Annotated in this window: 3 protein-coding genes and 1 pseudogene; 3 read left to right on the top strand and 1 reads right to left on the bottom strand. The window is 61.4% G+C overall.

The window, feature by feature from the left end:
- Positions 1–417: 417 nt before the first annotated feature.
- A complete protein-coding gene (gene phaC, locus NKI61_RS32370) occupies positions 418–2,253 on the bottom strand; it encodes a class I poly(R)-hydroxyalkanoic acid synthase (RefSeq protein ID WP_352842354.1) in 1,836 nt (611 codons plus the stop codon).
- Positions 2,254–2,350: 97 nt separating this feature from the next.
- Between phaC and NKI61_RS32365 the strand changes: the two genes are divergently transcribed.
- From NKI61_RS32365 to NKI61_RS32355, 3 genes and pseudogenes are all read left to right on the top strand, one after another.
- Positions 2,351–2,761, top strand: coding sequence for a hypothetical protein (locus tag NKI61_RS32365; RefSeq protein ID WP_352842352.1), 411 nt, complete (start codon positions 2,351–2,353; stop codon positions 2,759–2,761).
- A gap of 90 nt (positions 2,762–2,851) precedes the next feature.
- The gene (locus tag NKI61_RS32360) at positions 2,852–4,069 is read left to right on the top strand and encodes an LL-diaminopimelate aminotransferase (protein ID WP_352842351.1); all 1,218 of its coding nucleotides are present in this window, start codon (positions 2,852–2,854) and stop codon (positions 4,067–4,069) included.
- Between the two features lie 50 nt (positions 4,070–4,119).
- A pseudogene (locus tag NKI61_RS32355) lies at positions 4,120–4,347 on the top strand (homoserine dehydrogenase); the annotation flags it as partial.

Here is a 4,347-nt window from a genome sequence, read left to right as displayed (position 1 = left end):
GGAAGCCGCGGCGATGTCAGAAGCGGTCGCGTTGTAGCCAGGCATGCCGACGGACATTGTGGGGTCGCTGGCGGAGGTGCAGGACGCCAGAAGCACGGAGAAAAGCGCTGCCGCTATAGTGCGACCTTCTCTCCCCGCGAGACGCGATCCTACTGATTTCAAAACTAAATTCCCCCTCGGTGTCCGGTCGGCCTGCTATTGGTGCGGCGTCGAAACGTTCACATCCAATAACCTTGTGTTCCCAAACCGGAAACGAGACTTGTGTCAATTCTGCAAGCCTCTGAATTATTTGCTCGTTGGAGGCCAATTGAGGCTTCTTGAAGGTTGACGACACCATTTCGCCCCGTTTTGCCGGCCCGTCAACTCACCAGACATTACATTCCGTTACACACAGGCACCTGCAAAAGGTTCCGGCCGTTACACGCGGACCTTCACATAGGTGCCGGGGGCATCACCCAGAGTTTTCATATGCTTGCCCGGTTTGCGGGCCGGAACGAGGGTGTCGTCCTGGGTTTCGATCCAGTGCTGCCAGTGCGTCCACCAGGAGCCGGGATGCTCCACCGCCGAGGCGAGCCACTGGCCAAAATCGCCCGTCGGTTTGCCGCCGGTCCAGTACTGGTATTTCTTGGCTGCCGGCGGGTTGACGACACCGGCAATGTGGCCGGAACCAGCCATCACAAACTCGACATCGCCGCCGAAATATTGCGAGCCGAGAAACACGGAAAGGGCCGGCGCGATGTGATCTTCCTTCGACGCCAGGTTGTAAACCGGGATGGTGACGTCGGCCAGCGACACAGTGCGGCCGGCGAGTTCCATCACGCCACGAGTCAGATTGTTCTCGAGATAACAGTTGCGCAGGTAGAAGGAGTGGTTTGCAGCCGCCATGCGGGTGGAATCGGCGTTCCAGTAGAGCAGGTCGAAGGGCAGGGGATCCTTGCCGCGCATGTAATTGTTGATGACATAAGGCCAGATCAGGTCGCCCGAGCGCAGCATGTTGAAGGCGGTCGCCATCTTGGTGCCGTCGAGGTAGCCCTTTTCGTTCATCGATTTCTCGACCGCTGCCACCTGGTCCTCATCGACGAAGACTTTCAGGTCGCCGGCATGGGTGAAGTCGACCTGCGTGGTGAAGAAGGTCGCCGATTTGATGCGGTTGTCGCCTTCCTGTGCCAGCAGTGCGAGTGCGGCCGCCAGCAGCGTGCCGCCGACGCAATAGCCGATGGCGTTGACCTCTTTCTCGCCGGTCGCCTTCTCGATCATGTCGAGGCCGTATTGCAGGCCTTCCCGTATGTAAGCTTCCCAGCCCTTGGCGCCGTGCCGCTCGTCGGGATTGATCCAGGAGATGACGAACACGGTATGGCCTTGCTCGATCGCCCAGCGGATGAAGGACTTTTGCGGGTTGAGATCGAGGATGTAGAACTTGTTGATCCAGGGCGGGCAGATCAGCAGCGGGCGCTTGAGCACCGTCTCCGTCGTCGGATCGTACTGGATGATTTCGGCGACATCGCTGCGCCCGACCACCTTGCCGGGAGATGTCGCGACGTTCTTGCCGATCTCGAAGGGCGAATAGTCAGCTTGTCTCAGCTTCAGGTCGCCCTTGCCGGCGGCGATGTCTTCGGCCAGCATCTTCATGCCGCGCACCAGGTTTTCGCCATTCGAGGCAACGGTTTCTCGAAACAGCTCCGGATTGGTCAGGATGAAGTTCGACGGCGAGATGGCATTGGACACCTGCTTGACGTAGAAGCTGGCCTTATGGCGGGTGTGATCGTCGAGGCCTTCGGCGTGCTCGACCAGGTCGGCCGCCCAGCGCGAGGTGACGAGATAGGCCTGTTTGAGGAAATCGAAGAAAGCGTTGCGACCCCATTCGGGGTCTTGAAAACGCTTGTCGCCGCGCTCGGGCTTGACCGCATCTTCGGGCGCCTCGGCATTCGGGCTAACCTTCTGGATGGCGTTGCCCCAGACCGTCATGTAGCCGGCGAACAGTCGCGTCTGCGCTTCCAGCGCGCGTTGCGGGTCGGCCAGCCAATATTCGCTGAGCTTGGAAAAGGTTTTTACCATGTCGACCACGGGTTCGGCGACATGATCGCGCACCTCGCCCTTTTCGCGCGGCTCGGCCCAGGCGGAGGCGGCTTTGCCGGCCTGCTCGACCATGCGCGCCATGTTCAACGCGAAGCGTTCCGGGTCTTTCACCAGATATTGCTCGACGGTCGAAGATTGATCATCTTCCGCTTTGCTCGAATCAGGTGTTTTGGACATGGCTCGCGGGGTTCCTCCCGAGGCGTTTTCTTGACATATTATCATGGGACATCTGACCGGGTCCAATGCGCTGTACCCCGGCTGCCAGGAAAACAATATGACGATTAACACCGGCAAGACCATTTTTTCGGGGGCAGGCCGCTGTTGCCGCGTCGCGGTTGCAATCGCCTGTCTGACGCCAGGGCTGCTGGCGGCAAGTGGCTGCACGAGCGCCAACACCGGCAACGGGATGAATGTCGGCCTGACCCAGGGCGCGCAGGACACCGGCTCTTATCCCAATCTCAACATCCCACCGCAGGTGGCGGCAAAGCAGCTCACCCCTGAGGAGACGCAGGCCAAGCTTGCCCAGTTGAAGGGCGAACAGCAGGGGCAAGTGGCCAAGGGCGGCGGCGGTGCCCCGTCCACCAGCCCGGCGGCGCTGAATTCGCTGGCGAAGAACCATGGCAAGGACACGCTGAAGCAGATCGAAGCCAAATGCGATCCCGCCCTCGACCCTACCTGCAAATAAAGCTATATCGCGCGCCGAAAGCGGTCTTTGCCAAGGGCGCCTAGCCAAGCCAACTATGCTAAAGCCAATCTTAAATCGTCTGGAACTGACATGGAAGAATTTCACAAGGTCCGCCGGCTTCCGCCCTACGTGTTCGAGCAGGTCAACCGGCTGAAGGCCAGCGCCCGTTCGCGCGGCGCCGACATTATCGACCTTGGCATGGGCAATCCGGACCTGCCGACACCGAAGGCGATCGTCGACAAATTGTGCGAAGTGGTGCGCGATCCGCGCACGCATCGCTATTCCTCCTCCCGCGGCATCCCAGGTCTGCGCCGCGCCCAGGCCGCCTATTATCAGCGCCGTTTCGGCGTGAAGCTCAATCCCGACACGCAGGTGGTGGCGACGCTCGGTTCGAAGGAAGGCTTCGCCAATATGGCGCAGGCGATCACCGCGCCGGGCGACGTGATCCTGTGCCCCAACCCGACCTATCCGATCCATGCTTTCGGCTTCATCATGTCGGGCGGCGTCATCCGTTCGCTGCAGGTCGAGCCGGATGACGGCTTCATCCCGGCGCTCGAGCGCGGTGTCCGTCATTCGATCCCGAAGCCACTGGCATTGATCCTCAACTATCCGTCGAACCCGACGGCGCTGGTCGCCTCGCTCGATTTCTACAAGGACGTGGTCGCCTTCGCCAAGAAGAACGACATCATCGTCCTGTCGGACCTTGCCTATTCGGAGATCTATTTCGACGGCAATCCGCCGCCTTCGGTGCTGCAGGTGCCGGGCGCCATCGATGTCTGCGTCGAGTTCACCTCGATGTCGAAGACCTTCTCCATGCCCGGCTGGCGCATGGGCTTTGCCGTCGGCAATGAGCGGCTGATCTCGGCGTTGACGCGGGTGAAGTCCTATCTCGACTACGGCGCCTTCACGCCGATCCAGGTGGCGGCGGCGCATGCGCTGAATGGCGACGGCGCCGACATCGCCGAAGTGCGCGAGGTCTATTTGAAGCGCCGCGACGTCATGGTCGACGCCTTCAGCCGCGCCGGCTGGACCATTCCGGCACCGGCTGCCTCGATGTTCGCCTGGGCGCCGATCCCGGAGCCGTTCAAGCATCTCGGCTCGCTTGAGTTTTCCAAGCTCCTGATCGAGCACGCCGACGTGGCGGTGGCGCCGGGCATCGGCTTTGGCGAGCATGGCGACGATCATGTCCGCATCGCGCTGGTCGAGAACGAGCACCGGATCCGGCAGGCGGCGCGCAACATCAAGCGCTTCCTGGCGTCCAGCGCCAAGCAGCCGAACAATGTGGTGCCGCTCGCCGCGCATCGCTAAAGTCGCCGCACATCTTATTCGAGTAGATTTTTTGAGGGGCGTCGCCGGGCATGGCTGAAGCGTTGCGTGTTGGAATTGCGGGTCTGGGTACGGTTGGCGCCTCGGTGGCGCGCGTGCTGCGCGACAAGGCAGCGGAGCTGACGCGCCAGTGCGGACGCGATGTCATCGTCACGACCGTTTCCGCGCGCGATCCCAAGCGCGACCGTGGCGTCGACCTCAGCGCCGCCAAATGGTTCGACGATCCGATCAAGATGGCGCAGGCCGCCGATATCGACGTC

This window comes from Mesorhizobium sp. M0514 (genome assembly GCF_040321145.1).
In the GTDB taxonomy this organism is placed as follows: Bacteria; Pseudomonadota; Alphaproteobacteria; order Rhizobiales; family Rhizobiaceae; genus Mesorhizobium.
This window is presented reverse-complemented; position numbering and strand designations above follow the sequence as displayed.